Raw genomic sequence first — 25,492 nt, forward strand, 5'->3', positions numbered from 1 at the left:
GGGCCGGCGCTCAGGCCGCCAGAGGCTCCAGGACGGTTCGCATGGGCACGGGGATGGGCACCGGCCGCCGGTGGACGCGGTCCACGTACACGTGGACGAAATGGCCCTGGGCGGAAGCCAAGGGCTCGTCGTTGCGGAAGATGCCCACCTCGTAGCGCACGCTGCTCCTGCCCAGATGGGCGACCCGCAGACCGGCGTGGACCGTATCGGGAAACGCCATCGGGCTGAAATAACGGCACTGGCTTTCCACCACCAGTCCGATCACCGGGCCCGAGGTGATGTCCAGCACGCCCGCACCGATTAGGTAGCGGTTCACCGCCGTGTCGAAGTAGGCGTAGTAGATCACGTTGTTCACGTGCCCGTAGGCGTCGTTGTCCATCCAGCGGGTGGTGATTTCCAGGAAGTGCCGGTAATGATCCCGGCTGTGGGGCTCGGTCCGGGTCACGGAATCACCTCCAGGCTCCCGTCGGGGGCAGCCAGGGGAAGCGGCCATCGGTTTACCTGCCGGTCGGGGCGCGAGCCCGGCGGGCGGGATGAGTTCCGAGCGCCCATGGCCTGCCGCCCTTGGCCGGGATCAGGCGAAAACGTCGATCCCCGGCGACCCGGCCTGCAGCCGGCCGATGGTTCGCGCCGCGGCGAAGCCGTCCCGGCGGAAGAGCTCCAGCACCTGTTCTTCCGCCTCTGGACTGCACGCCACCAGAAGACCGCCGCTCGTCTGGGGGTCGGTAAGAAGCTTCTGCCCCCACTCGGGCAAACCCTCGGGCAGCGCGACCGCGCTGCCATAACTCGCCCAGTTGCGGCCGGAAGCGCCGGTGGCATAGCCCTGGCGCAGGAGATCCAGGGCAGTGCCGAGCACCGGCAGGCGGGCGAACTGGACGTGGGCCCGAAGCCGGGAGCCGCGGCAGATCTCCAGCAGGTGGCCCAGCAGCCCGAAACCGGTGACGTCGGTCATGGCGTGCACCTCGGACAGCTCGGCCAGGGCCGCGCCCACCGTGTTCAGGCACGTGGTGGTAGCGATCATTTCCCGATAGCCTTCCGCGGAAAGCTGGCCCTTCTTGAGGGCGGCGCTCAGGATGCCGATTCCCAGGGGCTTGCCCAGGATCAGCACGTCGCCAGCATGGGCGGCGTCGTTGCGTTTCGCTCGTTCGGGATGCACCAGCCCCAAGGCCACGAGCCCATAGATGGGCTCCGGCGCGTCGATGGAGTGCCCCCCCGCGATGGGGATCCCGGCCTCCCGGCACACGGAAGCACCGCCTTCCAGAATGCGCTGGATCACGGCGACCGGGAGCCGGTCGATGGGCATGCCTACCACCGCCAAGGCCAGAACCGGCCGCCCGCCCATGGCGTAGACGTCCGAGAGGGCGTTGGTGGCGGCGATCCGCCCGAAGTCGAAGGGGTCGTCCACGATGGGCATGAAGAAGTCGGTGGTGGCCACCAGCGCCTGTTCGTCGTTCAGGCGATACACGGCCGCGTCGTCGCTCGACTCGGCGCCCACCAGGAGATCGGGATGAGAAATGCCGAGGGGCGAGCGGGACAGGATCTCGGCCAGCACGGCCGGTGCGATCTTGCAGCCGCAGCCGCCGCCGTGGGAGTACTGGGTGAGCCGGATGGAGCCCGGATCGGTCATATCGTTCATGGGTGACAGGGCGTTCGGTTGCGAATCGAAAAACGGTAGACTAGGCGGCCGGCCGCCGCGCATCACCCGCGTCGCGCTCGCCATGCCCGGCCGGCACCGAAATGAGTACCGCGCGTTTGAAGGGGATTACCGTAGCACACCTGGCCGAGTTTGACGAGGTCATCGACGTGCGCTCCCCCGCCGAGTACCGGGAGGACCATGTACCCGACGCTGTCAACCTGCCGGTGCTGGACGACGCGGAGCGGGCCCGCGTCGGCACCCTCTACAAACAGGTCTCCTCTTTCGAGGCGAAGAAGCTGGGCGCCGCGCTGGTCTCCCGCAACGTGGCGCGGCACATCGAGACGGTTCTACTGGATCGTCCCCGCCACTGGCGGCCCCTCGTTTATTGCTGGCGCGGCGGCCAGCGCAGCGCCGCCCTGGTGCATGTGTTACGGGAGATCGGCTGGCGAGCGGAGCAGCTCGAAGGCGGCTACAAAGCCTACCGGCGCCAAGTGCTGGCCGACCTGGAACGCCTGCCCGCCGCTTTCCGCTGGCGCGTGGTGTGTGGCCCCACCGGCTCCGGCAAGACGCGGCTGCTCAAGGCCCTGGCCCGCGCCGGCGCCCAGGTGCTCGACCTGGAAGGGCTCGCCCGGCACCGGGGTTCCGTGCTGGGGGACCGGCCCGACGCACCCCAGCCCTCCCAGAAGATGTTCGAGAGCCAGGTATGGCAGGGGCTCCACCGCCTGGATCCGTCCCAGCCCGTATTCGTCGAAGCGGAAAGCAAGAAAGTGGGCAACCTCAGGGTGCCCGAGGCGCTCATTGCCGCCATGTGGTCCGCCGAGTGCGTGGAGGTGGAAACCGGCATGGCCGACCGCATCGCCCTCCTGCTGGAGGAATACCGCCATTTCCTGGAAGACCGCCAGGCCCTTTGCGCCCGGCTGGATTGCCTGATCCCCCTCCACGGGCGGGAGCGGATCGAGGCGTGGAAGCGGCTGGCCGCGGCGGAGGATTGGCCCGCCTTCGTGGGTGCCCTGCTCGCTGCCCATTACGATCCCGCCTACCGGCGTTCCACCCTGCAGCACTATCCCCGCCTCCCGGCCGCGCTGCGGGTCCGGATCGAGGGCACCAACGAGGGGGATTTCGACCGGGCGGCCCGGGAGCTCCTCGGATGCATCGTCTGAGCGCTTGCCATTCCCTTTTGTTTTTACAACAATGATCTTTTTTCACCCTTTCCCTCGAGCGTCCATGCTCAACCAGCCCGTTCCCGATTTCGAGCTGCCTTCCACCGGCGGAAAAACCTTCCGGCTGTCCGACATGCGGGGTAAACCGCTGGTCATCTATTTTTATCCTAGGGACAATACGCCCGGCTGCACCAGCGAAGGCCAGCAGTTCCGCGACCTCTACCCCAAGTTTCAGTCCCTGGGCTGCGAGATCGTCGGGATCTCCCGCGACAGCCTGAAATCCCACGAAAGCTTCAAAGCCGCCCTGGACCTGCCCTTCGACCTGCTGAGCGACGCCGAGGGAGTGGCGTGCGCGCTGTTCGGCGTCATCAAAACGAAGAACATGTACGGAAAACAGGTGCGCGGCATCGAGCGCAGCACCTTCGTGATCGACCCCCGGGGCGTGCTGCGCAGGGAGTGGCGCGGGATCAAGGTACCCGGCCACGCCCAGGAAGTCCTGGACTTCATCAAGACCCTCCGGTAAATCCACGCCCTCGAAACCCCGACTCCCCATGACGCAGAAAAAGCCGGCGCCGGTCGTGACCCGGCTGTGCTCGCCCAGAAAGCTTTTCGTCCTGGACACCAACGTGCTGATGCACGACCCCACCTGCTTGTTCCGCTTCGAGGAACACGACATTTACATCCCCATGGCGACGCTGGAGGAGCTGGACAACAACAAGAAGGGGATGTCGGAGGTGGCGCGCAACGCCCGCCAGGCGAGCCGCTACCTGGGCGAGATGGTGAGCCGCGCCCAGAACATCGAGGACGGAATCCCCCTGGACGCCACCGGCGCCAAGGAGGCGACCGGACGGCTGTTCCTGCAAACCAACGCCGTCGGCGCGGAGGTTCCGCCCACCCTGGCGAGCGGCAAAGCGGACAACCAGATCCTGGCGGTGGTCATGCACCTGCACCAGCTCCACCCCAAGCGCCAGGTGATTCTGGTGTCCAAGGACATCAACATGCGGATCAAGGCCCGGGCCCTGGGGCTCGCCGCCGAGGATTATTTCAGCGACAAGGTGCTGGAGGACACCGATCTCCTCTTCAGCGGGGTACGGGAGCTGCCGGCAGATTTCTGGGACAAGCACGGGCGGGAGATGGAATCGTGGCAGCAGTCCGGTGTCACCTTCTACCGGGTGCGCGGGCCCCTGTGCTCCACTTTCCTGGTCAACGAGTTCGTCTACCAGGAGCAGGACAAGCCCTTCTACGCCCTGGTGAAGGAGGTCTCCGGCAAGACGGCGGTGCTGCAGACCCTGCGCGACTACAGCCACGCCCGCAACAGCGTATGGGGGATCACCGCCCGCAACCGGGAGCAGAACTTCGCCCTCAACCTGCTCATGAACCCGGAGATCGATTTCGTCACCCTAGTGGGGCAGGCCGGCACCGGCAAGACCCTGCTCACCCTGGCCGCGGGGCTGGCCCAGACCCTGGACGAGAAGCGCTACAGCGAGATCATCATGACCCGGGTCACGGTGCCGGTGGGGGAGGACATCGGCTTCCTGCCCGGCACCGAGGAGGAGAAGATGACGCCCTGGATGGGGGCCCTGGAGGACAACCTGGACGTCCTGGACAAGACGGACGAGGACGCCGGCGACTGGGGACGGGCCGCCACCCGGGACCTGATCCGCTCCCGCATCCGCATCAAGTCCCTCAATTTCATGCGCGGCCGCACCTTCATCAACAAGTTCCTGATCATCGACGAGGCCCAGAACCTGACGCCCAAGCAGATGAAGACCCTCATCACCCGGGCCGGCCCCGGCACCAAGGTGGTATGCCTGGGCAACATCTCCCAGATCGACACCCCTTACTTGACCGAGGGAAGCTCCGGCCTCACCTATGTGGTGGACCGCTTCAAGGGCTGGCCCCACAGCGGCCACGTGACCCTGCAACGGGGGGAGCGTTCCCGGCTGGCCGACTACGCCGGGGAAGTCCTTTGATCGCGATTTTTCCCACAAGGGCCCCTTCTCCCACGAACGGGGCCTTCGGCGAAGTTTAAGCTTCGGCATAACCTGCTGTGCAGGTTAGCCTGCGCAGGAACTGTGCGGCTCCGTCAATAACGAGACGGATCCGCAAAGTTCTCAAACCGGGTGAATTCTTTGAGGAAGGTGAGCTCGACGGTGCCGATGGGGCCGTTGCGCTGCTTGCCGACGATGATCTCGGCGATCCCGGCCTTGGGGGTGTCCTTGTTGTAGACCTCCTCCCGGTAAATGAAGAGGATCAGGTCCGCGTCCTGCTCGATGGCGCCGGATTCACGCAGGTCCGACATGAGGGGCCGCTTGTCGGTACGCGACTCCAGGCTGCGGTTCAATTGGGACAGGGCCACCACGGGGACATTGAGCTCCTTGGCGAGGCCCTTGAGGGCCCGGGAGATCTCCGAGATCTCGGTGGCCCGGTTTTCGGAGCGGGACGCCGAGTGGGCCGCCATGAGCTGCAGATAGTCGATCACCACCAGTCCGAGCCCCCCGTGCTGCCGGTGCAGGCGCCGGGCCCGGGCGCGCACTTCCAGGGCGTTGAGCCCCGGGGTCTCGTCGATGTAGAGCGGCGCTTCGTTGAGCTTGCCCAAGGCATGGGTGAGTTTGGGCCAGTCGTCGTCCTGGAGCCGGCCGGTGCGCACCTTGTGTTGATCCAGCCGTCCCACCGAACCGAGCAGACGCAAGGCGAGCTGGGTGCCGCCCATCTCCATGCTGAAGACCGCCACCGCCTTCTTGAGCTCCAGGGCCACGTGCTCGGCGATGTTGAGGGCGAAGGAGGTTTTCCCCATGCTGGGGCGGCCCGCGATGATCACCAGGTCCCCGGGCTGCAGGCCTGAAGTCATGCGGTCGAGATCGGTGAAGCCGGTGGCGATGCCGGTGACGTCGGTCGGATTGCTGTAAAGCAGCTCGATGCGCTCCACCACCTGCTTGAGCAGCGGCTGCATGTCCAGGAAGCCCTGGCGTCCCCGCGCCCCCGCCTCGGCGATGACGAAAACCTTCTGCTCGGCGGCGTCCAGCAGCTCGGGAGCGGAGCGTCCCATGGGGTTGTAGGCGGACTCGGCGATCTCCACCCCCACCTCCGCGAGCTTTCTCAGGATGGAGCGCTCGCGCACGATCTCGGCGTAGCGCCGGATGTTGGCGGCCGAGGGCGTGTTCTGGGCGAGGGACACCAAGTAGGGAAGTCCGCCCACCGCGTCCAGCTCCCCCACGCTCTTGAGGGATTCGGCCACGGTGATCACGTCGGCGGGCTTGCCCGCCTCGATCAGCAATCCCGCGTGGCGAAAGATGAGCCGGTGGTCCTGGCGGTAGAAGTCGTTCTCGGTGACCAGGTCAGCGATCTTGTCCCAGGCCGTGTTGTCCAGGAGGATGCCTCCCAATACCGACTGCTCCGCCTCTAGGGAATGGGGAGGGAGCTTGATCAGATCGACTTTGGCGTCGTGGGCGATGGTCGGTGAGGCCTGGGCCATGAGGGGTCAACGCAAGGTCGACGGGATGAGGCTCGACAAGGGTTGCCGGGGATTTTACTCCCGGCGGCGCCGAAAAGAAAAAAGGGCTGCGAGCAGCCCTTTTTCCGGCGCGACGGACGCTCAGGTTTCGGGAACCACCGACACCGTGATGTGGGCCGCCACGTCGGAGTGCATCACCACCGTGACGGGATGATCGCCGGTCTGCTTGATGGGCCCGTGGGGCATGCGGATCGCGGCCTTGGGCACGTCGAACCCTTTCGCCTTGAGGGCGTCGCGCACGTCCACGTTGGTGACGGAGCCGAACAGCTTGCCGTCCACCCCGGCCTTCTGGGCGACCACGAGCTGCAAACCTTCGAGCCGGGCGGCCTGCTCCTGGGCCTTGGCCAGGGCCTCGGCCTGGATCCGTTCCAGCTCCGCCCGGCGCGCCTCGAACTCCTTGAGGTTTTCCGGCGTCGCCCGCTTCGCCTTGCCCGAGGGAATAAGGTAGTTGCGGGCGTAGCCGTTTTTCACTTTGACCACGTCGCCCAATCCCCCCAGGTTCGCCACCTTTTCCATCAGGATCACTTGCATGGGGCGGCCTCCTCAGCTCAGTGCAGATCGGTATAGGGCAGCAGCGCCAGGAAGCGGGCCCGCTTGATGGCCACCGACAACTGGCGCTGGTAGCGAGCCTTGGTCCCGGTGATCCGGGCGGGGATGATCTTGCCCGTGTCGCTGATGAAATCCTTCAGTGTCTCGATGTCCTTGTAATCGATTTCTTTGACGCCTTCCGCCGTGAAACGGCAGAACTTGCGCCGGCGGAATAGCGCCCGGGAGCCTTCCCGGCGCGAGCCGCCCTTGCCTTTTCCTGTACGCGTGAAACGTGCCATGGCTTCAATCCTTCAACAATTCGAATTCAGTGACATGCAACGCGATCTGGGGGCTGCCCGGCCGGCGCCGGGCGAGAAACCCGGCGAACCGCGCCTCTCGCCCCTGCCCCGCGGCGGCGATCCTTTCTGCCAGGGACCCCACGCACACCGCCTCCACCTCGACCTCCACCCGGCGCGGATGGCCCGCTTCCATCTGCTCGGAACCGTGGCGAATGCGGAAGTCGAGGACCGGAATCCCTGCGGGCGTGCGCCGCAGGGGCGACAGGGCGGCGGCCCACCCCGACAGCACCACTTGATTCACCGCCCCTCAGCCCGCGCCCTCTTGGGCGTGGGCCGGCTTGTCCTCCTCCCGGACCGGGGCCACGGCGCGGGCTTTTTCCTCCTTCATCATGGGAGAAGGGGTCGTGACCGCTTCTCGCATCTTCACCACCAGATGGCGCAGCACCGCGTCGCTGAACTTGAAGCTGTGCACCAGCTCGTCCAGCGCCTTCTGGTCGCACTCTACGTTCATGAGGACGTAGTGGGCTTTGTGCACCTTCTCGATGGGATAAGCGAGTTGCCGCCGTCCCCAGTCCTCCAGGCGGTGGATCTTTCCGCCCCGGGAGGTCACCATGCTCTTGTACCGCTCGATCATGGCGGGCACCTGCTCGCTCTGATCGGGGTGGACGATGAACACGATCTCGTAATGCCGCATTGAGACTCCTTATGGGTTAAGCCCCCCGGCAATGCGAAACCGGTGGGGCAAGGTGATAAGGGCGAAGCATTATACGGATGTTTTTTCCATCGATCAAGGCGTTAGCTGCGCCTTGGCGAGCCCCGCGCGGCGCATGCGAGACTCGTACAGGCAGATCCCCGCCGCCACCGCCACGTTGAGGCTCTCCACTTGACCGCGCATGGGGATGCGCACCAAGGCATCGCACCTTTCCCGGGTGAGTCGCCGCAGCCCCTGACCCTCCGCTCCGAGCACCCAGGCCGCGCCCGCCTCCAACGGTAGCTCGGAGGGGAGGCGCTCTCCCGCGGAATCCGCGCCCCAGACCCATACCCGCCGTGCTTTGAGGGTCTCCAGGGTGCGGGCCAGATTGGTCACCGTCACGAAGGGAACCGTCTCGGCGGCCCCGCTCGCCACCTTGCGTACCGCGGGCGTCAATCCCACGGCCCGGTCCTTGGGCGCCACGATGGCGTGGACGCCGAAGGCGTCGGCCACCCGAAAGCAGGCCCCCAGGTTGTGGGGATCCTGCAGCCCGTCCAGCACCAGAAGGAGAGGAGGCTCGGCGAGCTTTTCCAGCAGCTCTTCCAAGGAAGCCGTCGCCCGCCAGGACGCCACCTGGGCCACCACTCCCTGATGCGCCGCGCGCCCGGTCAGGCCGTCCAGACGGCCCCGTTCCACGCGCAGCACCCGCACCCCGGCCGCTTCCGCCGCAGTCAGCAGCTCCCGCATCCGCCGGTCGTCGCGCCCCGCCTCCGCGTACAGGGTGCGCACGCTCTGGGGGTCCTGGCGCAGGCGGGCGAGCACTGCGTGGAAACCGTAGACCAGCGTCTGCCCCATCGTCTCAGGTCCGGCGGCCGCGCCGGGCGGGCTCTCTCCTTCGGCGCTGCTCGGGCACGTCCTCGGCCAGGACGAAGTCGATGCGGCTCGTCTCCAGGTCCACCTGGGCCACCCGCACCCGTACCCGGTCCGCCAGCCGGAACCGCCGCCCCGTGCGCTCTCCCAGCAGTTGGTGCCGCGCCGGGTCGTACTGGAAGTAGTCGTTGCCCAGCTCGGAGATGTGTACCAGACCTTCCACATAGACGTTGTCCAGCGAAACGAACAGCCCGAAGCTGGTCACCGCGCTCACCGTGCCTTCGAAGACCTCGCCCACCCGGTCCTTCATGTAGTAGCACTTGAGCCAGTTCTCCACGTCCCGGGTGGCCTCGTCCGCTCGCCGCTCGGTGAAGGAGACATGGCGGCCGATCTCCTCCCAGTTGCCCGGGGAGTAGCGTCTTCCCTTGAGCGCCGCTTTGATGGCGCGATGGATGAGCAGGTCGGCGTAGCGCCGGATCGGCGAGGTGAAATGGGTGTAGCGCTCGTAGGCGAGGCCGAAATGCCCCGCATTCTTGGGGCTATAGACCGCCTGCTGGAGGGAGCGCAGCATCACCGTCTGCAGCAGGCCCGCGTCGGGCCGGCCGTGGATCTTCTGCAGCAGCCGGGCGTAATCCTTGGCCGTCGGCGCGTCGCCTCCGCCCAGGGAGAGCCCGAACTCCCGCAGGAAATCCCGCAACGCCTCCAGTTTCTCCGGCGTCGGTCCCTCGTGTACCCGATACAGCATGGGATGGCCATGGCGGTCGAGGAAGTCGGAGGCGCACACGTTGGCCGCCAGCATGCACTCCTCGATCAGCCGGTGGGCGTCGTTCCTCTGCTCGGGCACGATGCGCTCGATGCGCCCTTCCTCGTTGAAGACGATGCGGGTCTCGATGGTCTCGAAATCAATAGCGCCCCGCCGGAGCCGGGCCGCCGCCAGAACCTTGTACAGGCGGTGGAGATCCTGGAGATGGGGCAACAGGGGCTCGAGCGCTCGCGCCTCTTCGCCCCCGGGATCGGCCAGGGCGGCAGCCGCCGCCGTGTAGGTTAGCCGGCCATGGGAGTGCATGACCGCCGGGTAGAAAGCATATTCGGCGATTTCGCCGCGGGCGTCCACCTGCATCTCGCAGGCGACGCACAAGCGGTCCACCCGGGGATTGAGGGAGCACAGGTGATTGGACAGCACTTCCGGCAACATGGGGATCACCCGCCGGGGAAAATAGACCGAGTTGCCCCGCTTGCGGGCTTCCAGGTCCAGGGGATCGCCGTGCCGCACGTAGTGGCTCACGTCGGCGATGGCCACCCACAGCCGGAAGCCTTTGCCCTCCCGCCGGCAATACACCGCGTCGTCGAAATCCCGGGCCGTCTCCCCGTCGATGGTGACCAGAGGCAGGGATCGCAGGTCTTTCCGGCCGCGCAGCTCCCGCCGCTCCACGTCCGGGGGAAATCCCTTGGTCGCCTCCTCTACCTCGGGCGGGAACACGTGGGGCAGGTGATACTTGCGCACCGCGATCTCGATCTCGATGCCGGGATCGAGGGCATGGCCGAGCACCTCCACCACCCGCCCGATGGGCTGGGTGTACTCGCTCGGCTGCTCCAGGATCTCCACCACCACGATCTGGCCGGGACGCGCCCCCAGGTCGTCGCCTTCGGGAATCAGGATGTCCTGGCTGATGCGCCGGTCCTCCGGCACGGCGTAGCGCACGCCCCGCTCGACGTGGAGCCGAGCCACCACCTCCCGGTTGGCCCGCTCCAGGACCTCCACCACCGTGGCCTCCCGCCGGCCGCGCCGATCGACCCCGGCCTCGCGCACCATCACCCGGTCGCCATGGAGCACCTTGCGCATCTCCCGGGGGCTCAGGAACAGGTCGCCCCCGCCCTCGTCGGGGATCACGAAGCCGTAGCCGTCGGGGTGCCCTTCGACCGTGCCCTTGATGAGGCCCAGCTTGCCGGCGACGCAGATGGCGTTCTTGCGATTGCGGATGATCTGGCCGTCGCGCTCCATGGCGGCGAGGCGTCGCTCGAACCCCTCTCGCTCGTGGGGTTTGATGTCGAGACGGGCGGCGAGCCGATCCAGGGGCATCGGCACCCCCTCTTCCGTCAATAGCCGGAGGATCAATGCCCGGCTCGGAACAGGATGGGCGTATTTCTTTTTCTCCTCCTCGAGCTGGGGATCAAGTGCGCGGATGGAGGCTGGTTTCGTTGACAATGACCGATGTTCCTTTAAAATTAAAACCTTTCAGTAGTGCTGCCAGCCGTGCCGAGATGGCGGAATTGGTAGACGCACTAGGTTCAGGTCCTAGCGGGGGCAACCCCATGGAGGTTCGAGTCCTCTTCTCGGCACCACCCTATTTCTCCTGGGGCGAATCTCGAACCGACGTGGTCTGCTGCCCGGCCGGTCCCGCGAACTCCGCGTAGCCCGCTTCTTCGATCGCCTTCACGGACGATCCCTGTTCTTCCCTCCCCCATCGCGGCGCCACGGGCCCGTTTCGGTCGGCAGCGGGTGTGCGCATGATACCCGCCTCGCCGCGGAAGAAGAAGTCTCGGGCAATCTCCTGTGCTCGCGGGAAACCCTGTCATGCTATGACAAGGAGCATGGATGCTGCCCGCTTCAAGCCCCTCAGGAGAGACCGCCTCGCGAAGGGACCACAAGCTCAGGAATCAATCAAGCCCGGGGGCCCGGTTCCTTCGGCGCCGAGGGCGACGAGAGCAGGAAGTGGCAGACACGGCCCCCCCGCACCATGCATTCCAGGTGCTCGACGCTCTGGACCGCCCCCAAGCCTTCCAGCAGCGCGTAATCGAAATGGCAGACTTCGGGAAAGGCGCGGGCCAGTTCGTGATAGACGCAGTTGGTGGCGACGATCTCGACGGCCTCGCTTGATCCTCCGGCGAGTCGGGCGTCGTAGCCAAGCTCGTTCATGATGCGCACCACCGCCTCGGCGCGCTCCGGTGGCGAGAGCCCGGCGAGCCGGGGCGAGATCTGCTCGATCACTCGGTAGGCGAGCCGACGCAGCCACTCGATCAGCCCCTCCTGCCCCATGTCCTGCTTGAGGGATTCCAGCAGCAGGGCCGAAAACCAGTGATATTGCTTCGGGAACAGATAATCACCCGCCGCGGTGAGCGCGTAAACGTGGCGCGGGCGACCGACGGATCGCCGCAGCACCTGCCTGTGGACGTAGCCGTCCCGCTCGAGCGCCGCGAGGTGCTGGCGTACGGCGGTGCGCGTGACCGACAGGCGCCCGGCGATGTCATCCACCGTGAGGCCGTCCTTTTCCCTCTGCAACAGCCACAGCAGCCCCTGCTGGGGCTCCGACAGGGCCTGAAGCGGGGCTGTCCCAGCGGTTGAGGGAGCCACGGTCAGCGGGGGCATGCCGGCCCTCCCGATGAGCTGAGACGAATCATCGACGAAGCGGGAAAGCCGCGCTGGGTTGGAACCAATCGACGTATATATCAGCCAGACGCCTAGCGCTATTGTAATGGCCAAAACGGCCCGCCGTGGCGAACCGATCCGACTAGGGGTGCGGCATGCAGAGAGACTCGTCCACCCCAGCGCTGGGAGGAAACGATTCGCGCCGAGATCTTCGGGTCCGGCGCGGCAGGCCCCGCCGGACCGCACCCATCACTGCTGCATGCGCTTGCGCTCTTCCGCCTTGTCAATCAGCCACAGGGTGATGTGGTAGTGGGGTTCCTCGACCCCCGGATGCCCGGGGTTGTAGTTCACGTCCACGTGGTTCACCTTCAGCGGCGGCAGCGACGCGCCCAGGTTCTCGTGGGCCTTGTACCCCTGAAAGTCCGTCATGGGGATCATGTAGACCACGTTGACCAGGTTCCCCTGCTTGTCGTACCCGAGAAAGGGGCCGACCGGAAGCGTCGCGGGATCCACGTAGAGGGTGCCGAGCCCGGGAATGAAGTCGGGCAGCTTCACCAGGGTGCTCACCTTTTTGAAATTCCCGGGGGGCTGACGATGGATGTCGGCGGCCCATCCCGGCCCGGCTGCCAGCATCGATGCCGTGACCAACGCCAACAAGAAGCGTGATGTGCGAGTCATGAACGGATCCTCCTTTTCACTGAAACTGAGTTGAAATCTTTGGGTTATGTGCACACCCGCAGGCATATTACCAGATATAAAAACATTTTGGAAAGTTTTATATGTTTTAACTTTCCATCGCTGTTCTCGAATCCCTCAGGAAGGCGAGCTCAGGCAGCATCCGCCGAAGCCTGGGGAGATTTTTCCAGCCGGATTCATCCGACCTTCGAAGTAATACATAAAAAGAATAAAAAAATAAATCTCTATTCTTTGAAATTATATAACTTGCGGTTATCCTGATCTCCGCCCGAGCGTGCGTCGAGCCCCTTTTGCTGCGTCTCCGAACAAATCGAGCATGAGCCGACTGGATGATCTGACCCTTCCCCTGAGCCGGGAGAAAGCCGAGCTCCTCCGTCGGCTTGTGGAAGGGCTTTCCCCGGAGCAAACCGCATGGGTGAGCGGCTACCTGGCCGGGTTATACGCTGGCCATCGGCCTGCCGCCGCGCCAGCGCTGGCGACCGAGGCCCAGCCGGAGGTGACGATCCTGTTTGGCTCCCAGACCGGCAACGCTAGGCAGTTGGCCCGGCGCTTGCAGGAGAAGCTGGCCCAGGCGGGCCTGCGGGCCAAGGTGGAAGACTTGGGCGTCTACAAGAAAAACCGGCTCAAGGCCGAGCGGCGCCTGCTGATCGTGACCAGCACCTACGGGGAAGGGGAACCTCCGGACAACGCCAAGGACTTCCACGAATTCCTGTTGAGCGGCCGGGCCCCCCGTCTGGAAGGCTTGCAATACGCGGTGCTCGCCCTGGGCGATCGGGGCTATGAGCGTTTCTGCCAGACGGGCCGGGATTTCGACGCCCGCCTGGAGGCCCTGGGGGCGCGGCGGCTGCACTCCCTCGCCGAGTGCGACGTGGACTTCGAGGAGACGGCCTCCGCCTGGATCGAGGCCGTGGTCGGGCGCCTCGCCGAGGAAGCGGGTCCGGTGCCGGCGCAAGTCCCGGCGCTTTCCTGGCCGGCGTTTCAGCCGGCGCTGAAGGGCGAACCCATTTACACGCGAAAGAATCCTTACCCGGCGCGACTCGCGGAAAACATCAAGATCACCGGCCGGGGTTCCACCAAGGACGTGCGCCACCTGGAGCTGGCGATCGAAGGCTCGGGGCTCGTCTTCGAGCCCGGTGATGCCTTGGGAGTGGTCCCCCGCAACTGCCCAGCGCTGGTGGAGGAAATCCTGGCGACGCTGGGGCTCGACGGGGCCGAGCCGGTCGCGCTACTCAAGGGGGACGAGACGAGCCTGGCGGAGGCGCTCGCTCGCGACTACGAGATCACCACCCTCACCCGTCCCTTCCTCGAACGCTGGGCCACCCTCTCCGGTGCAGCCGACCTGGCGGCGCTCGCCCGGGAGGAAAACCGGGACCGGCTGCGGGCGTTCCTGGCCGGGCGCGAGATCATCGACGTACTCCAGGCCTACCCGGTGCGAGGCTTGAAAGGGAGCGACTTTCTGAGCGCCCTGCGGCCCCTGCAGCCGCGGCTCTACTCCATCGCCTCCAGCTACGAGGCCGATCCCGACACGGTGCATCTCACCGTGGGCGTGGTGCGCTATGAAAGCCACGGGCGGACCCGCAAGGGCGTGGCGTCCACCTTCCTGGCGGAGCGGGTCGCCGAGACGGGCACCGTGCCGGTCTACGTCCACGCCAACGACAACTTTCGCCTGCCGGCCGACCCCGATGCGCCCATCATCATGGTGGGGGCGGGCACCGGCATCGCCCCGTTCCGGGCCTTCGTCGAGACTCGCCAGGCGAGGGGCGCCCGGGGCCGCAACTGGCTGATCTTCGGCGACCGCCATTTCCGCACCGACTTCCTCTACCAGCGGGAGTGGCTGGACTACCGCCGCCAAGGCTTCCTCCAGATCGACGTGGCCTTCTCGCGGGACGGCGCCACCAAGGACTACGTGCAGCACCGCCTGCTGGATCGAAGCCGGGCGCTCTACGCCTGGCTCGAGGAGGGCGCCCACTTCTACGTGTGCGGGGATGCGAGCCGCATGGCCCCTGACGTGCACGAAGCCCTGATCGAGGCGGTGCGCAGGGAAAGCGGCCGCAGCCGGGAAGACGCCGTCGCCTACGTGAAGGAGCTTCAGGCGGCGGGCCGCTACCAGCGGGACGTGTACTGATGGGCGAACCCTCGGCCCTCGGCCTCAAGCTCGCCGCCGAGGAGGCGCTCAAGGCCGCGAGCAACTTCCTGCGGGGCACCATCGCCATCGGCCTGGAGGACCCGGTCACCGGGGCGCTGGCCGAGGAGGACGCCAAGCTCCTCAAGTTCCACGGCAGCTACCAGCAGGACGACCGCGACCTGCGCCTGGAGCGCCAGCGCCAGAAGCTGGAGCCCGCCTATTGCTTCATGGTGCGGGTCAGGATGCCGGGAGGCGTGTGCACGCCGGCCCAGTGGCTGGCACTGGACGCTCTTGCCCGTGCCTACGCCAACGGCACGCTGCGCATCACCACGCGCCAGACTTTCCAGTTCCATGGCGTGCCGAAGCGCCATCTGAAACCCCTGATCGCCGGCATCAACCGGGCACTGCTCAACACCATCGCAGCTTGCGGCGACGTCAACCGCAACGTCATCTGCCACAACAACCCCTACCTCACGCCGGTGCACGGGGAGGTCCACCGCGTCGCCCAGGCCATCAGCGATCGCCTGCTGCCCCGTACCCGGGCCTACCGGGAAATCTGGCTGGACGAGAAGCCCCGGCCCGATGCACCGCCCGATGACGAGCCCCTGTACGGGCCGACCTACCTGCCGCGGAAGTTCAAGATCGGGCTCGCCGTGCCCCCGGTCAACGACGTAGACGTGTTCGCCCAGGACCTGGGCTTCATCGCCATCGCCGAGGGCGAAGGGCTTCTCGGCTTTAACGTCGCCGTGGGCGGGGGCATGGGCATGAGCCATGGAGAGCCGACCACCTACCCCCGGCTCGGGGACGTGATCGGCTTCTGCCCGCCGGAGAAGGCGGTGGAGGTGGCCGAGGAGGTGGTCAAGGTCCAGCGGGACTACGGGGACCGGACCAACCGCAAGCACGCCCGACTCAAGTATACCCTCGACGACCGGGGGCTCGACTGGTTCCGGGAGGAACTGGAGAAGCGGCTCGGCTGGCGCCTGGGGGCGCCCCGCCCGTTCCGCTTCGACTCGACCGGCGATCCCTTCGGCTGGTTCCAGGATCGGGAAGGAAACTGGCATCTCACCCTGTTCGTGATGAGCGGGCGCGTCCAAGACACCGAGGAAGCGCGGCTCATGACCGCCTTGCGGGAGATCGCCCGGCGGCACGACGGGGACTTCCGCCTCACCGCCAACCAGAACGTGACGGTGACCCACGTCAAGCCCGCCGACAAGGACGCCATCGACCGGATCTTGCGGGCCCATGGCGTGGAGCTTCCGGAAGGCATGAGCGCTCTGCGGCTCAATGCCCTGTCCTGCGTCGCCCTGCCCACCTGCGGGCTCGCCATGGCGGAAGCCGAGCGGTGGCTCCCGGCCCTGGTGGGACGCCTCGAAGGCGTGCTGGAGAACCTGGGCCTTCAGGAGACGCCCATCCTGCTGCGGGTGACGGGATGCCCCAACGGTTGCGCCCGGCCGTATCTCGCCGAGATCGGGCTCGTGGGCAAAAGCCTCGGTCGCTACAACCTGTACCTGGGGGCGAGTTTCACCGGAGAGCGGCTCAACCGGCTGTACCGGGAAAACCTGTCGGAAGACGAAGTGGTGGAGGTCCTCGCCCCTGTCCTCGAGCACTACGCTGCGAACCGCAACCCCGGCGAGCGCTTCGGCGACTTCGCCGTGCGCGCCGGCTACGTGAAGCCCGCACGCGCCGGCAGGGAATTCCACGACCCAAGCTGAGCATCCTGCGCCGGCGATGCTCCGCCATCGAACCCAAAGGAGAAGCGAATGGCCAACTACCTGCTGATCGAATCGCGGGATCCTTTCGATAGCAACGACGTCTCCAATTACTACCAGCTCGCCCGAGACCTCGCGCGGGAAGGCAACCAGGTCACCCTGTTCCTCGTTCAGAACGGCGTGCTGCCGGCCCGCCGCGGAGCGCGCTACCTGGGTCTTGCTGAGACGGCCCGCGCAGGAGTGACAGTGCTCGCCGACGAGTTCTCCCTGCGGGAGCGGGGCATCCCTGTAGACCGCCTGGTGGAGGGCGTGGCGGCCGCGGACCTGGAGGTGGTGGTGGACCAGCTCGCCGCCGGCACCAAGACCCTCTGGCATTGAAAGGAGAAAAACCATGGCGACCCGCAAAACCCTGACCTTCGCCTTGATGGATCCCCCTTACGAGAACGCCCGCAGCACCACGGCGCTGCGGCTCATCGCCATCGCAGCCCGGCGCGGCTATCGGATCAACGTGTTTGCCTACGAAGGCGCGGTCTGTCTGCCGTTCGCCAAACAGGCGCCCCACGCCAACGCCGTGCACGGGCGGGACGTGGAGGAGGAGAACCACCCGTTGCCGCGCAAGTGGATCGCGGCCCTGATGAAGGAGGCCAAGGAAAACGGCGGCAGCCTCGACTGGGTGAACTGCGGGCTGTGCGTCGATGAGCGGGGCGTCGGCGAGGCCATCGAGGGGGTGCGCCGGGGGAGCCCGGCCGACTTCTGGAAAATGGCCGAGTCCTCCGATAACACCCTGGTCATCCCGACGAAGTAAGGAGGAAGGCGATGAAGGTGCTCAACGTCATCGAAACGGCCTACCGCGCAACCCTTGAAGAGCAGGACGACACCATCGTGTGGCTGACCCACGCGATGAAGGGCGCCGGCGCCGATCTGGACGTGCTGTTGCGGGGAAACGCAGTGAGCTACGGCTTGAAAAACCAGGACGCCTCGGGGCTCGCCTTCGGCGCGGAGGTCCAGACCCAGCCGCCCCGCATCGCCGAGGACCTGGGCAAGCTGGTGGCGAAAGGGGTCCACGTCTACATCGTGTCCGAGGATCTGGCCGAGCGGGGGATCGATCGAGCAGATCTGATCGAAGGCTTGACGCCCATCCCCCGCGCCGGCATCGCCGGCCTGCTCGGGAAGTACGACCAGATCTGGCACTGGTAACCGCCCCGCCGGCCGGGCGATACCTGGATCGAGGGCCGATCAGGCGGCCGCCTCGAACGGGTGCCGCAGCACGATGGTCTCTTCCCGCTCGGGCCCGGTGGAGATGAGATCCACCGGCACGCCGCAGATGGCCTCGATCCGGGCCAGGTAGTTGCGTGCCGCCTTCGGCAGATCCTCCAGGCGCTTCAGCCCCACGGTGCTCTCCTTCCAGCCCGGCACCTCCTCGTAGACGGGCTCGCATTCCGCCAGGGCGTCCGCGCCGGCCGGCAGCAGGTCGTAGCGGCGCTCGCCGACGCGGTAGCCCACGGCGAGCCGTAGCCTCTCCACCCCATCCAGCACGTCCAGCTTGGTCACGCATAGCCCCGATACGCCGTTGATCTGGATCGAGCGCTTGAGCGCCGCCGCGTCGAACCAGCCGCAGCGCCGGGGACGGCCGGTGGTAGCGCCGAACTCGTTGCCCCGGGCCGCCAGATACCGCCCCGTGTCGTCGATCAGCTCGGTGGGAAAGGGACCGCCGCCCACCCGGGTGGTGTACGCTTTCGTGATCCCGAGGATGTAATGCAAGGCGTTGGGCCCCACGCCGGCCCCGGCTGCAGCCGCGCCGGCCACGCAGTTGGACGAGGTGACGTAGGGATAGGTGCCATGATCGATGTCCAGCAGGGTTCCCTGGGCGCCTTCGAACAGCAGGTTCTTGCCGCTGCGGTTGGCTTCGTAGAGCAGCCGCGGCACGTCCGCCACCAGGGGCTTGATGCGCTCGGCGAGGGACAGGGTCGTGTCCACCGTTTCCTGGAAATCCACCGTGGGAGCGCGGAAATAATGGGCCAGCATGAAGTTGTGATAATCCAGAATCTCCCCCAGCTTGGCGGCGAAGCGGTCCCGGTGGAACAGGTCCTGCAGCCGCACCGCCCGGCGCGCCACCTTGTCCTCGTAGGCCGGACCGATACCGCGGCCGGTAGTGCCGATCTTGGCCTCCCCCTTGGCCGCTTCCCGGGCCCGGTCCAGGGCTACGTGGCAAGGCAGGATCAGAGGGCAGGCTTCGCTTACCCGCAGCCGGCCGCGCACGTCGACCCCCGCCGCCTCCAGCATGTCGATCTCCTCCACCAGGGCCTGGGGGGAGACCACCACCCCGTTGCCGATGAAACATTCCACCCCGTCGCGCAGGATGCCCGAGGGGATGAGGTGCAGGACGGTCTTTTGACCGTCGATCACCAGGGTGTGGCCGGCGTTGTGCCCGCCCTGGAAGCGCACCACCCCCTGGGCGTGATCGGTGAGCCAGTCCACCACCTTGCCCTTGCCCTCGTCGCCCCACTGGGTACCCACCACCACAACGTTCCTCGACATGGTCTTCATCCTGACTGCGGATTGATCACGAACCGCGCCTCGGCACCACCTGCCAGCGCCCGTCCAACCGCTTGAGCTCCCGGTCGCAACCGAGCTCGTTCCGGAACGCCTCGTGGCCCGGGAGATCGACGATCACCACCTCCCCCCGGGAGCGCAGCGCCTCGATCGCCTGGGCCAGGCCCGGATCCTGGGAGCACGGGGCCAGGATGCGCGAACGGGCCGGAGCCTGAGGAAGATACGGCGAGAGTTGTCGCAAGTCCAGGCTGAAGCCGGTGGCCGGCCGCGCGCGTCCGAAGGCGCTGCCCACCTCGTCGTAGCGCCCGCCCTGGGCGATGGCGCTGGGGCACCCCGGTCCGTAGGCGGCGAAAACGGCGCCGCTGTGGTAGTAGTAGCCCCGGAGTTCGGCCAGATCGAAGCATAGTTCCCCCACCATGGGCGCGAGGGCCGAGGCGATGGATTCCAGGTCGTCCAGCGCCCGCCGGATCTCCGGCAGCGCCGGAAGCCTGCGCCGCGCTTCGTCGAGCACCTCCGGTCCTCCGTACAGCTCTGGCAGCAGGCGCAAGGCGGCGGCGATGGGCGCCGGCGCGCCCGCGGCCAGCGCCTCCACCTGGGGAACGTCTTTCGCTTGCAGCGCCTTGAACAAGTCCGATTCCAGGGCGTCCGTGAGCCCTCCCTCCCGGGCGAGGGCCCGGTACACGCCCACGTGCCCCAGATCCAGGTGCACCGGAGGCGCCCCCAGCAGGCGCAGAGCCTTGAGCATCAACTGCTGGATTTCCACGTCGCTCTCCGGCCCCGGGTGGCCATAGATCTCGGCGCCCACTTGCAGGGGCTCCCGAGTGCCGGTGAGGTTCGACGGCAGGGCCCGCAACACGCTCCCCGCGTAGCACAGCCGGGCCACCCCCTGGCGGTTCAGGAGATGGGCGTCGATGCGGGAGACCTGGGGCGTGGTGTCCGCCCGCACCCCCATCAGGCGCCCGGACAACTGGTCCACCACCTTCAGCAACTGCAGGTCCAGGTCGCTTCCAGTACCGGAGAGCAACGACTCCACGTACTCCACCAGAGGCGGCATGACCAGCTCGTAGCCGTGCACCTCGAACAGGTCCAGCAGCATGCGCCGCGCCCGCTCCAGCCGCGCCGCTTCGGGGGGCAGGATGTCCTGAATGAATTCGGGGAGAATCCAACTGCGCATCGTTCGCAAGCTCAACTGTGCCGCTAAGAGCCCATGAGGGCGAGGAGCAGCAGGCCGCACAGCATGGAGGACAGCCCGATGAAGCGGATCTGTCCGTCGCTCATCTCGGTGAGCTTCCTGAACGCCTCGCGCCAGAGATTCGGCGCGAGAAAGGGAAGAATGCCCTCGAGCACCAGCATGAGACCCACGGCAAGCAGCAGGTTACTGAGCACGACGTCCCTCCCCGCGGCGGCGGTGCGCACCGCCGCCGCGGGCTATTTCCTGCCCCGGTTGGGATTGTTCAGGTACTTGAAGAAGTCCGAGTTCGGTTCGAGCAGCAGTACGTCGCTCTTACTGCGCAGGCTCTGGCGGTACGCCTCCATGCTCCGGTAGAAGGCATAGAATTCGGGATCTTTCTCTAGAGCGCGGGCGTAGATGGCGGTCGCCTTCGCATCGCCGTCACCCTTGATGCGCTGGGCGTCCCGATACGCCTCGGCGATGATCACCTCCCGCTGCCGGTCGGCGTCCGCCCGGATGCGCTCGGCTTCCGCTGCGCCGGTGGCGCGCAGCTCGTTCGCCACCCGTTTGCGCTCCGCTTCCATGCGCCGATACACCGCCTCGCTCACCTCCTGGGGAAGGTCCACGCGTTTCAACCGTACGTCCACCACCTGGATGCCGATCTTGCGCGCGTCCTGGTCGGCCCGCTCCCGCTGGATTTCCATGATCTTGTCCCGCTCGCCGGAGACCACCTCGTGCACCGAGCGCTTGCCGAACTCGGCGCGCAGCCCGTCGTTGATGGTCTGCTGCAGGCGCGTCTGGGCCCGCAGCTCGTCGCCCGCGACCGATACGTAATACTGCTTGGGATCGACGATGCGCCACTTGACGAAGTAGTCCACCAGCACGTTTTTCTTCTCGGACGTGAGGAAGCGCTCCGGGTCCGGCGTGTCGAAAGTGAGAATACGGGTATCGAAGTAACGCACGTTCTGCACCAGCGGCAGCTTGAAGTACAACCCCGGCTCCTTGGTGACCTTGACCACCTCCCCGAGCTGGAAGACCAGGGCGTCTTGCCGCTCGTCCACCGTGTAGACGCACAGGCTTCCGACGATCAGCGCTACGACGACGCCGACGGCCAGGGTTCCGAGGTTTTTCACGGCCGCGTCTCCCTGTCACGGCTGCGGAAGGCGTCGCGGGACCGTCCGCCAGTCGCGTCCGTGCCGTAGTCCTGCGTGGCCGGCGCTCGGCCCGCGGCCACGGCGTCCGCTGCGGCGCCCGCGCCGGCCGCCTGCAGCAACTGGTCCAGGGGCAGCATCAACAGATTGCCCCCCGTCTTCTGGTCGATGAGAACTTTCGAGGTGTTGGCCAGCACCTGCTGCATCGTCTCCAGGTACAGGCGCTCCCGGGTCACCGCGGGGGCTTTCGCATACTCGGCCTGCAACTGGCGGAAGCGGCTGGCGTCGCCCTCCGCTCGGGCGATGACTTGCGCCCGATACGCTTCCGCCTCCTCCATCAACCGCGCCGCGGTCCCGCGCGCCCTCGGAATCACGTCATTGGCGTACGCCTGGCCCTCGTTAATCAGCCGCTCCCGGTCTTGGCCCGCCTTCACCGCATCGTCGAAGGCGGCCTGCACCTGCTCCGGCGGCTGGGCGTTCTGCAGGTTGACCTTGCTCACCTGGATGCCGGTGCCGTAGCGATCCAGGATGTCCTGCATCAGCTTGTGGGCCCGGGCCGCCACTTCCTCGCGGCCCTCGTAGAGAACGAAGTCCATCTTGCTCTTGCCCACCACTTCCCGGAAGGCGGTTTCGGCGGCCTGGCGCACCGCCTCATCCGGGCCGCGGTTGTTGAACAGGTAGTCCTCGGGACTCTTCAGGATGTATTGCACGGCGAACTGGATGTCGACGATGTTCTCGTCGTCGGTGAGCATGAGGGCTTCTTTCAGCACCTTGCTGCGCACGTCGTTGCGGTAGCCGACCTCCACCGTACGTACCTGGGACAGGTTCACGATCTCCACCGTCTCGATGGGATAGGGAAGGTGCCAGCGGGGACCGGGCAGGGTGGTTTCCGCGTATTTGCCGAAGCGCAGAACCACGCCGCGCTGGCTCGCGTCCACGATGTAGAAGCCGCTGGCGAGCCACACCAGCAGGACCAGCCCGAACAGGAAACCGAATCCGCCCTTGACCGGTCCGGAGGGCGGGCCGCCGCCATCGTCGGGACGGCGGCGCCCGCCGAAAAGCCCGGCGAGCTTCTGCTGCACGGAGCGCCACAGCTCGTCCAGGTCCGGCGGGCCCTGGCGGCCCCGTCGCCCCCATTGGGGATCATTCATGAGAGAGGGTTCCCGAAATCGCGATGCTAAGGAATCAAAGGCCGTGTAAAGCGCTGGAGCGGCGATCGGCCGGCTCCGGCGGTTGCATCTCGACGCCCGCGTCCTGGGGGAAGCGTTCGGCCACGGCCGCCCGTACGAGATCCAGGCCGGCGCCCGTCAGTGCACTCGCGCGAACGCGCGCAATCTTACCATATTCATCCCGCTCCACCCCCGCGGGAAGCCCGACGAGATCGGTCTTGTTGAGCACCACGATCTGGGGAATCGCGTCGGCGCCGATTTCCGCCAGCACCTTGTTCACCTGAGCGATGTGGGTTTCCCGCTCGGGGCTAGAAGCATCCACCACGTGCAGCAGGAGGGAGGCCCGCGCCGTCTCCTCCAGGGTGGCGCGGAAAGCGGCGATCAAGGTGTGGGGCAGATCGCGGATGAATCCCACCGTGTCCGAGAGCACCACCGGCGGGCAATCCGGAAGGAACAGGCGCCTCGTGGTGGTGTCCAGGGTGGCAAAGAGCTGATCGGCGGCGTAGGCATGGCCGTCGGCCAGGGCGTTGAACAGGGTCGATTTGCCGGCGTTGGTATAGCCCACCAGGGAGACCGGGATCACCCGAGCCCGCTCTCGGGAGCGCCGCTGCACCGCCCGCTGCTGGCCAAGCCGGGCGAGCTTGTCCTTGAGCACCTTGACCCGCCGAGCCACCAGCCGCCGGTCGGTCTCCAATTGGGTCTCCCCCGGGCCCCGCAGCCCGATGCCGCCTTTCTGCCGCTCCAAGTGGGTCCAGCCTCGCACCAGCCGGGTCGAGAGGCGCTCGAGCTGGGCGAGCTCCACCTGCAGCTTTCCTTCGTGGCTGCGGGCGCGTTGGGCGAAGATGTCGAGGATCAAGGCGGTGCGGTCCACCACGCGGCACTGGAGCGCCCGCTCCAGGTTGCGCTCCTGGACGGGCGAGAGGTCGTGGTTGAGCACTACCAGGGAAGCCCCCAGGCGCGCCACCAGGTCCCGCACCTCGGCCACCTTGCCGCTCCCGGCGTAGGTGGCCGGGTCGGGCCGCTCGCGGCGGCCCGAGACCACCGCAGCCACCGCGAGGCCGGCGCTCGTGGCGAGGAGCTTCAATTCTTCGAGGGAGTCCCGAAAGCCGGGATCGCCCGGATCGATGCCGACGAGGACCGCCCGATCCCCATCGGCCGGCCGATCAAGCATCAGATGCGGAGCCTTGGTCGTAAGGAATGCTGACAGGGCGAGAGGGCACCACGGTGGAAATGGCGTGCTTGTACACCATTTGGGTCACCGTGTTCTTGAGCAGCACCACGTACTGGTCGAACGAATCGATCTGCCCCTGGAGCTTGATCCCGTTCACCAGATAAATGGAAACGGGGATGTGCTCCTTGCGCAGAATGTTCAAAAAGGGGTCTTGTAACGTTTGCCCTTTCGAGCTCATGGGTTCTCCGATTTTTCTGGTCTTGCAAGCCCTTACTCTATCCCAATTGCCCGCTCAAATAAACCCAGCGCGCAAGCCATCCCGAAATTCGACTGCGGCGCAGAATAGGGGTTCAACGCCGGGCCCTCGGCGCGTAGGGATTGGGGCCCACCCGGAACACGACCCGCAGGGGCGTGCCCTCGAGCTGGAACTCCCGGCGGAAACTGTTCTCCAGGTAGCGCCGATAGCTCTCCGGCAATCGCTCCAAGGCGTTGCCGTGGATCACGATGAGGGGCGGATTGCTGCCCCCTTGATGGGCATAGCGGAGCTTGGGCCGCACGATGCCCGCCCGGGGCGGCGGCTGCTTCGCCGCCAGCGCCTGCAGCAGCCGGGTGAGCTTGGGGGTGGAAAGCTTGGCCATGGCGGAGCGGTAGGCCTCGTCCACCGAGCGCATGAGGGCACCCACCCCTGTTCCCTCCCGGGCCGAGATGTAGTGGAAGCGGGCGAAACTCAAGAACTCCAGCTTGCGCTCGATCTCCTTCTTGACCTCATCCCGCCGTTCGGCCGGGAGCCCGTCCCATTTGTTGACCGCCACCACCAAGGCCCGGCCCGCCTCCAGGACAAACCCGGCGATGTGGGCGTCCTGCTCGGCCACCTCGCTACGGGCGTCCAGCACCAGGATCACCACGTGGGCGGCCTCGATGGCCTGGAGGGTCTTCACCACGGAAAACTTTTCCGCGGGCTCCTCGATCCGGCCCCGGCGCCGCAGGCCCGCGGTGTCAACCAGGGTATAGGTGCGCCCGTCCCGCTGGAACTCCACGGCGATGGCGTCTCGGGTGGTACCCGGCTGGTCGTAGACCACCAGGCGCTCTTCGCCCAGGAGGCAGTTCACCAGGGTCGACTTGCCCACGTTGGGGCGCCCCACCACCGCGATGCGCGGGTGTTCGGCGGCGGGCTCCTCCGGAGCCTCGCAAGGAAAGTCGGCCAGGGCCTGCTCCACCAGCTCCACTACCCCGTCCCCGTGGGCCGCGGAGATGGGAATGGGCTCGCCCAGGCCCAGCTCGAAGAATTCCGCCCGGGCGATCTCGGGGGGGAGCCCTTCCGCCTTGTTGACGGCGACGAGGGTCCTGCGGCCCCGCCGCCGCAGCTCCTCCGCGATGGCCCGGTCCTGGAGCGTCAACCCCTCGCGTGCGTCCGTAAGGAACACCACCACGTCCGCCTCGTCCACGGCGAGGCGCGCCTGCCGGGCCATTTCCGCCAGGATGCCTTCCTGGGCGTCGGGCGCGAGGCCTCCCGTGTCTACCACCAGAAAAGGCTTCGCCCCGAGCCGGCCGTGGCCGTAATGCCGGTCTCGGGTGAGCCCCGGCAGGTCCGCCACCAGGGCCTCCCGGGATCGCGTCAGGCGATTGAACAGGGTGGACTTTCCCACGTTGGGTCGCCCGACCAGGACCAGGGTGGGTTTCAT

The 25,492-nt window shown here is 66.8% G+C and carries 27 protein-coding genes and 1 tRNA gene; 9 read left to right on the top strand and 19 right to left on the bottom strand.

Going from position 1 to position 25,492, the window contains the following annotated elements:
• Nucleotides 1–10 precede the first annotated feature (10 nt).
• Nucleotides 11–493, bottom strand: coding sequence for an acyl-CoA thioesterase (locus ACUVYZ_RS12920; RefSeq protein ID WP_439934923.1), 483 nt, complete (start codon nt 491–493; stop codon nt 11–13).
• Nucleotides 494–574: 81 nt separating this feature from the next.
• Entirely contained in the window at nt 575–1,636 is a 1,062-nt protein-coding gene (selD, locus tag ACUVYZ_RS12925; RefSeq protein ID WP_439934922.1) for a selenide, water dikinase SelD, read from the bottom strand.
• A gap of 101 nt (nt 1,637–1,737) precedes the next feature.
• On the opposite strand from selD, the gene mnmH reads away from it, so the two are divergent.
• The 3 genes from mnmH to ACUVYZ_RS12940 all read left to right on the top strand — a co-directional run bounded on the left by mnmH (nt 1,738) and on the right by ACUVYZ_RS12940 (nt 4,769).
• Nucleotides 1,738–2,796, top strand: coding sequence for a tRNA 2-selenouridine(34) synthase MnmH (gene mnmH, locus ACUVYZ_RS12930; RefSeq protein ID WP_439934921.1), 1,059 nt, complete (start codon nt 1,738–1,740; stop codon nt 2,794–2,796).
• Nucleotides 2,797–2,860: 64 nt separating this feature from the next.
• The gene (locus tag ACUVYZ_RS12935) at nt 2,861–3,319 is read left to right on the top strand and encodes a peroxiredoxin (protein ID WP_439934920.1); all 459 of its coding nucleotides are present in this window, start codon (nt 2,861–2,863) and stop codon (nt 3,317–3,319) included.
• 28 nt (nt 3,320–3,347) lie between these two features.
• Entirely contained in the window at nt 3,348–4,769 is a 1,422-nt protein-coding gene (locus ACUVYZ_RS12940) for a PhoH family protein (RefSeq protein WP_439934919.1), read from the top strand.
• 113 nt (nt 4,770–4,882) lie between these two features.
• On the opposite strand, the gene dnaB is transcribed toward ACUVYZ_RS12940, so the two are convergent.
• From dnaB to rnr, 7 genes are all read right to left on the bottom strand, one after another.
• Nucleotides 4,883–6,271: a replicative DNA helicase gene (gene dnaB, locus ACUVYZ_RS12945; protein WP_439934918.1), complete on the bottom strand. Its 1,389-nt coding sequence runs from the start codon at nt 6,269–6,271 to the stop codon at nt 4,883–4,885.
• A gap of 120 nt (nt 6,272–6,391) precedes the next feature.
• Entirely contained in the window at nt 6,392–6,841 is a 450-nt protein-coding gene (gene rplI / locus ACUVYZ_RS12950; RefSeq protein ID WP_439934917.1) for a 50S ribosomal protein L9, read from the bottom strand.
• A 17-nt stretch (nt 6,842–6,858) separates the two neighbouring features.
• On the bottom strand, nt 6,859–7,137 hold the full coding sequence (gene rpsR / locus ACUVYZ_RS12955; protein ID WP_439934916.1) for a 30S ribosomal protein S18: 279 nt from the start codon (nt 7,135–7,137) through the stop codon (nt 6,859–6,861).
• 4 nt (nt 7,138–7,141) lie between these two features.
• A complete protein-coding gene (gene priB / locus ACUVYZ_RS12960; RefSeq protein WP_439934915.1) occupies nt 7,142–7,438 on the bottom strand; it encodes a primosomal replication protein N in 297 nt (98 codons plus the stop codon).
• Between the two features lie 6 nt (nt 7,439–7,444).
• Nucleotides 7,445–7,831 carry a 30S ribosomal protein S6 gene (gene rpsF / locus ACUVYZ_RS12965; RefSeq protein ID WP_439934914.1) on the bottom strand — a complete coding sequence of 129 codons (387 nt, stop codon included), beginning with the start codon at nt 7,829–7,831 and terminating at the stop codon, nt 7,445–7,447.
• A 93-nt stretch (nt 7,832–7,924) separates the two neighbouring features.
• Nucleotides 7,925–8,683, bottom strand: a complete 759-nt coding sequence (gene rlmB, locus ACUVYZ_RS12970) for a 23S rRNA (guanosine(2251)-2'-O)-methyltransferase RlmB (RefSeq protein WP_439934913.1) — start codon at nt 8,681–8,683, stop codon at nt 7,925–7,927.
• Nucleotides 8,684–8,687: 4 nt separating this feature from the next.
• Complete coding sequence (gene rnr / locus ACUVYZ_RS12975; protein ID WP_439934912.1) at nt 8,688–10,904, bottom strand: ribonuclease R; 2,217 nt, start codon at nt 10,902–10,904, stop codon at nt 8,688–8,690.
• A 50-nt stretch (nt 10,905–10,954) separates the two neighbouring features.
• Between rnr and ACUVYZ_RS12980 the strand changes: the two genes are divergently transcribed.
• Nucleotides 10,955–11,041 (top strand) — tRNA-Leu (locus ACUVYZ_RS12980).
• Nucleotides 11,042–11,360: 319 nt separating this feature from the next.
• Here ACUVYZ_RS12980 and ACUVYZ_RS12985 read toward each other — a convergent pair.
• Nucleotides 11,361–12,065 (bottom strand): helix-turn-helix transcriptional regulator, encoded by a 705-nt coding sequence (locus ACUVYZ_RS12985; protein WP_439934911.1) that lies wholly within the window; start codon nt 12,063–12,065, stop codon nt 11,361–11,363.
• A 249-nt stretch (nt 12,066–12,314) separates the two neighbouring features.
• A complete protein-coding gene (locus tag ACUVYZ_RS12990) occupies nt 12,315–12,743 on the bottom strand; it encodes a hypothetical protein (protein WP_439934910.1) in 429 nt (142 codons plus the stop codon).
• A gap of 334 nt (nt 12,744–13,077) precedes the next feature.
• On the opposite strand from ACUVYZ_RS12990, the gene ACUVYZ_RS12995 reads away from it, so the two are divergent.
• The 5 genes from ACUVYZ_RS12995 to ACUVYZ_RS13015 are packed head-to-tail and all read left to right on the top strand — an operon-like array spanning nt 13,078 to nt 17,792.
• On the top strand, nt 13,078–14,886 hold the full coding sequence (locus ACUVYZ_RS12995) for an assimilatory sulfite reductase (NADPH) flavoprotein subunit (RefSeq protein ID WP_439934909.1): 1,809 nt from the start codon (nt 13,078–13,080) through the stop codon (nt 14,884–14,886).
• Complete coding sequence (locus tag ACUVYZ_RS13000; protein ID WP_439934908.1) at nt 14,886–16,598, top strand: NADPH-dependent assimilatory sulfite reductase hemoprotein subunit; 1,713 nt, start codon at nt 14,886–14,888, stop codon at nt 16,596–16,598. Before ACUVYZ_RS12995 ends, ACUVYZ_RS13000 begins: the two co-directional genes overlap by 1 nt.
• A 48-nt stretch (nt 16,599–16,646) precedes the next feature.
• Nucleotides 16,647–16,973: a sulfur reduction protein DsrE gene (locus ACUVYZ_RS13005; protein ID WP_439934907.1), complete on the top strand. Its 327-nt coding sequence runs from the start codon at nt 16,647–16,649 to the stop codon at nt 16,971–16,973.
• Between the two features lie 13 nt (nt 16,974–16,986).
• The gene (locus ACUVYZ_RS13010) at nt 16,987–17,400 is read left to right on the top strand and encodes a DsrE/DsrF/TusD sulfur relay family protein (RefSeq protein WP_439934906.1); all 414 of its coding nucleotides are present in this window, start codon (nt 16,987–16,989) and stop codon (nt 17,398–17,400) included.
• Between the two features lie 11 nt (nt 17,401–17,411).
• A complete protein-coding gene (locus ACUVYZ_RS13015) occupies nt 17,412–17,792 on the top strand; it encodes a DsrE family protein (RefSeq protein ID WP_439934905.1) in 381 nt (126 codons plus the stop codon).
• A 39-nt stretch (nt 17,793–17,831) separates the two neighbouring features.
• Here the strand turns inward: ACUVYZ_RS13015 and ACUVYZ_RS13020 are convergent, their stop codons facing one another.
• The 8 genes from ACUVYZ_RS13020 to der all read right to left on the bottom strand — a co-directional run bounded on the left by ACUVYZ_RS13020 (nt 17,832) and on the right by der (nt 25,492).
• Nucleotides 17,832–19,133 (bottom strand): adenylosuccinate synthase, encoded by a 1,302-nt coding sequence (locus tag ACUVYZ_RS13020; RefSeq protein WP_439934904.1) that lies wholly within the window; start codon nt 19,131–19,133, stop codon nt 17,832–17,834.
• A 25-nt stretch (nt 19,134–19,158) separates the two neighbouring features.
• The gene (locus ACUVYZ_RS13025) at nt 19,159–20,322 is read right to left on the bottom strand and encodes an ATP phosphoribosyltransferase regulatory subunit (RefSeq protein ID WP_439934903.1); all 1,164 of its coding nucleotides are present in this window, start codon (nt 20,320–20,322) and stop codon (nt 19,159–19,161) included.
• 23 nt (nt 20,323–20,345) lie between these two features.
• Entirely contained in the window at nt 20,346–20,534 is a 189-nt protein-coding gene (locus ACUVYZ_RS13030; protein WP_439934902.1) for a DUF2065 domain-containing protein, read from the bottom strand.
• Nucleotides 20,535–20,576: 42 nt separating this feature from the next.
• Nucleotides 20,577–21,452: a protease modulator HflC gene (gene hflC, locus ACUVYZ_RS13035; protein ID WP_439934901.1), complete on the bottom strand. Its 876-nt coding sequence runs from the start codon at nt 21,450–21,452 to the stop codon at nt 20,577–20,579.
• Nucleotides 21,449–22,621: an FtsH protease activity modulator HflK gene (hflK, locus tag ACUVYZ_RS13040; protein ID WP_439934900.1), complete on the bottom strand. Its 1,173-nt coding sequence runs from the start codon at nt 22,619–22,621 to the stop codon at nt 21,449–21,451. The genes hflC and hflK overlap by 4 nt, the downstream gene beginning before the upstream one ends.
• Nucleotides 22,622–22,655: 34 nt before the next feature.
• Entirely contained in the window at nt 22,656–23,810 is a 1,155-nt protein-coding gene (hflX, locus tag ACUVYZ_RS13045; protein WP_439934899.1) for a GTPase HflX, read from the bottom strand.
• Nucleotides 23,803–24,048: an RNA chaperone Hfq gene (gene hfq / locus ACUVYZ_RS13050; protein WP_333844496.1), complete on the bottom strand. Its 246-nt coding sequence runs from the start codon at nt 24,046–24,048 to the stop codon at nt 23,803–23,805. Before hfq ends, hflX begins: the two co-directional genes overlap by 8 nt.
• Before the next feature lie 112 nt (nt 24,049–24,160).
• On the bottom strand, nt 24,161–25,492 hold the full coding sequence (gene der, locus ACUVYZ_RS13055; RefSeq protein ID WP_439934898.1) for a ribosome biogenesis GTPase Der: 1,332 nt from the start codon (nt 25,490–25,492) through the stop codon (nt 24,161–24,163).

It is taken from the genome of Pelomicrobium sp. P1 (genome assembly GCF_052805615.1).

What these genes read in the sequence shown, in the direction of transcription:
- ACUVYZ_RS12995 (WP_439934909.1), top strand. Translation starts at nt 13,078, where the DNA reads ATGAGCCGACTGGATGATCTGACCCTTCCCCTGAGCCGGGAGAAAGCC.
- ACUVYZ_RS12920 (WP_439934923.1), bottom strand. Translation starts at nt 493, where the DNA reads ATGGCCGCTTCCCCTGGCTGCCCCCGACGGGAGCCTGGAGGTGATTCC.
- der (WP_439934898.1), bottom strand. Translation starts at nt 25,492, where the DNA reads ATGAAACCCACCCTGGTCCTGGTCGGGCGACCCAACGTGGGAAAGTCC.
- ACUVYZ_RS13025 (WP_439934903.1), bottom strand. Translation starts at nt 20,322, where the DNA reads ATGCGCAGTTGGATTCTCCCCGAATTCATTCAGGACATCCTGCCCCCC.
- ACUVYZ_RS13005 (WP_439934907.1), top strand. Translation starts at nt 16,647, where the DNA reads ATGGCCAACTACCTGCTGATCGAATCGCGGGATCCTTTCGATAGCAAC.
- selD (WP_439934922.1), bottom strand. Translation starts at nt 1,636, where the DNA reads ATGAACGATATGACCGATCCGGGCTCCATCCGGCTCACCCAGTACTCC.
- ACUVYZ_RS13010 (WP_439934906.1), top strand. Translation starts at nt 16,987, where the DNA reads ATGGCGACCCGCAAAACCCTGACCTTCGCCTTGATGGATCCCCCTTAC.
- rlmB (WP_439934913.1), bottom strand. Translation starts at nt 8,683, where the DNA reads ATGGGGCAGACGCTGGTCTACGGTTTCCACGCAGTGCTCGCCCGCCTG.
- rpsR (WP_439934916.1), bottom strand. Translation starts at nt 7,137, where the DNA reads ATGGCACGTTTCACGCGTACAGGAAAAGGCAAGGGCGGCTCGCGCCGG.
- ACUVYZ_RS13000 (WP_439934908.1), top strand. Translation starts at nt 14,886, where the DNA reads ATGGGCGAACCCTCGGCCCTCGGCCTCAAGCTCGCCGCCGAGGAGGCG.
- ACUVYZ_RS12985 (WP_439934911.1), bottom strand. Translation starts at nt 12,065, where the DNA reads ATGCCCCCGCTGACCGTGGCTCCCTCAACCGCTGGGACAGCCCCGCTT.
- rpsF (WP_439934914.1), bottom strand. Translation starts at nt 7,831, where the DNA reads ATGCGGCATTACGAGATCGTGTTCATCGTCCACCCCGATCAGAGCGAG.
- hflX (WP_439934899.1), bottom strand. Translation starts at nt 23,810, where the DNA reads ATGCTTGATCGGCCGGCCGATGGGGATCGGGCGGTCCTCGTCGGCATC.
- dnaB (WP_439934918.1), bottom strand. Translation starts at nt 6,271, where the DNA reads ATGGCCCAGGCCTCACCGACCATCGCCCACGACGCCAAAGTCGATCTG.
- hfq (WP_333844496.1), bottom strand. Translation starts at nt 24,048, where the DNA reads ATGAGCTCGAAAGGGCAAACGTTACAAGACCCCTTTTTGAACATTCTG.
- ACUVYZ_RS13015 (WP_439934905.1), top strand. Translation starts at nt 17,412, where the DNA reads ATGAAGGTGCTCAACGTCATCGAAACGGCCTACCGCGCAACCCTTGAA.
- ACUVYZ_RS12990 (WP_439934910.1), bottom strand. Translation starts at nt 12,743, where the DNA reads ATGACTCGCACATCACGCTTCTTGTTGGCGTTGGTCACGGCATCGATG.
- hflK (WP_439934900.1), bottom strand. Translation starts at nt 22,621, where the DNA reads ATGAATGATCCCCAATGGGGGCGACGGGGCCGCCAGGGCCCGCCGGAC.
- ACUVYZ_RS12940 (WP_439934919.1), top strand. Translation starts at nt 3,348, where the DNA reads ATGACGCAGAAAAAGCCGGCGCCGGTCGTGACCCGGCTGTGCTCGCCC.
- ACUVYZ_RS13020 (WP_439934904.1), bottom strand. Translation starts at nt 19,133, where the DNA reads ATGTCGAGGAACGTTGTGGTGGTGGGTACCCAGTGGGGCGACGAGGGC.
- rplI (WP_439934917.1), bottom strand. Translation starts at nt 6,841, where the DNA reads ATGCAAGTGATCCTGATGGAAAAGGTGGCGAACCTGGGGGGATTGGGC.
- ACUVYZ_RS12935 (WP_439934920.1), top strand. Translation starts at nt 2,861, where the DNA reads ATGCTCAACCAGCCCGTTCCCGATTTCGAGCTGCCTTCCACCGGCGGA.
- mnmH (WP_439934921.1), top strand. Translation starts at nt 1,738, where the DNA reads ATGAGTACCGCGCGTTTGAAGGGGATTACCGTAGCACACCTGGCCGAG.